The organism is Methylobacterium sp. WL116 (assembly GCF_008039455.1).
Lineage (GTDB): Bacteria > Pseudomonadota > Alphaproteobacteria > Rhizobiales > Beijerinckiaceae > Methylobacterium.
Window position 1 is genome coordinate 1 of record NZ_VRUV01000851.1, and the last position, 1256, is coordinate 1256.

Consider the following 1256-nt stretch of genomic DNA (forward strand, 5'->3'; position numbering starts at 1 on the left):
TTCGAGCCGGTCAGGTGCAGATGCTCGCGCGCCGCATCGAGCAGGCTCGTGCGGGTGTCGAGCTCGAGCTCGCGCCGCTGGCCGTTGATCGTGAACCACACCCGCGCCAGGACAGGGCGGTCGCCGGGCCCGGGATCGGCTCTCGCGGCCGGCGGCATCGACGCCATGGCCGCGCAGGCGGTGGTTCCTGCCATCAGGTCTCTCCGGTTCAATCCAGGCTCGCGCATGGGCTGCATGATGTCTCCGCACCGTCGGTGGGGGTCGCCCGACTGTGACGGCGACGGCTCGGTCGGGCCGCCGTCCCGGGCCATGCAGGAGATCTAGGGGCTGCCGAGCGCCGCGATTAGGCACTAGGTTCCACTTGAGGCCATGCCCTGGGGTTATGAATGCTGCGGGAGAACCTGAACGACCTCGTCGCCTTCGCGGCGGTGGCGCGGGAGGGCAGCTTCACCCGGGCCGCCGCCCGGTCCGGCGTGACGCAGCCGGTGCTGAGCCGCGCCGTCCGGGCGCTGGAGGAGCGCCTCGGCGTCCGCCTCCTGGCGCGAACCACCCGCGCCGTCGTGCCGACCGAGGCCGGCGAACGCCTGCTGCGGATCGTGGGGCCGCAACTGGACGGCATCGCGGCCGACCTGTCCGCACTCACCGCGCTGCGCGACAAGCCGGCCGGGACCATCCGGATCACGTCCGGCGAGCACGCGGCCGCCTCCATCCTGTGGCCGGCTCTGGAACGGCTCCTGCCGGCCTACCCGGATATCACCGTCGACGTGATCACCGAGAACGCCCTGACCGACATCGTCTCCGAGCGCTTCGACGCGGGAATCCGCATCGGGGATCATGTCGAGAAGGACATGGTCGCGGTCCGGATCGGGCCCGCCCTGCGCATGGCCGTGGTCGCGACGCCCGCCTATTTCGCGGCGCGCCCTCGACCGCGTACCCCCCAGGACCTGACCGCCCACGCCTGCATCAACCTGCATCTTGCCAGCTACGGCGGCCGCTACGCCTGGGAGTTCGAGAAGGGCGGGCGCGAGCTGAGGGTCCGGGTGGACGGCCCCCTCGCGTTCAGCAGCGTGTTCCTGGCCAGGACGGCGGCCCTGGCCGGGCTCGGCGTCGCCTGCATGCCCGACGACCTCGTCCGGGCGGACATCGCCGCGGGCCGGCTCGTGCGGGTGCTCGCCGACTGGTGCGCGCCCTTCGCCGGCTACCACCTGTACTATCCGAGCCGCCGCCAGGCCTCGCCGGCCTTCGCCGTGCTGGTG

1 protein-coding gene and 1 pseudogene are annotated in these 1256 nt (G+C 72.5%); one reads left to right on the top strand and one right to left on the bottom strand.

Translation table 11 applies throughout. The features are described from left to right. Positions 1-194 (bottom strand): annotated as a pseudogene (locus FV223_RS27900) (aldehyde dehydrogenase iron-sulfur subunit); the annotation flags it as partial. Positions 195-386: 192 nt separating this feature from the next. Here FV223_RS27900 and FV223_RS27905 point away from each other — a divergent pair. Then, positions 387-1256 (top strand): LysR family transcriptional regulator (locus FV223_RS27905; protein ID WP_147729909.1); only part of this gene is annotated, 870 nt, incomplete at its 3' end.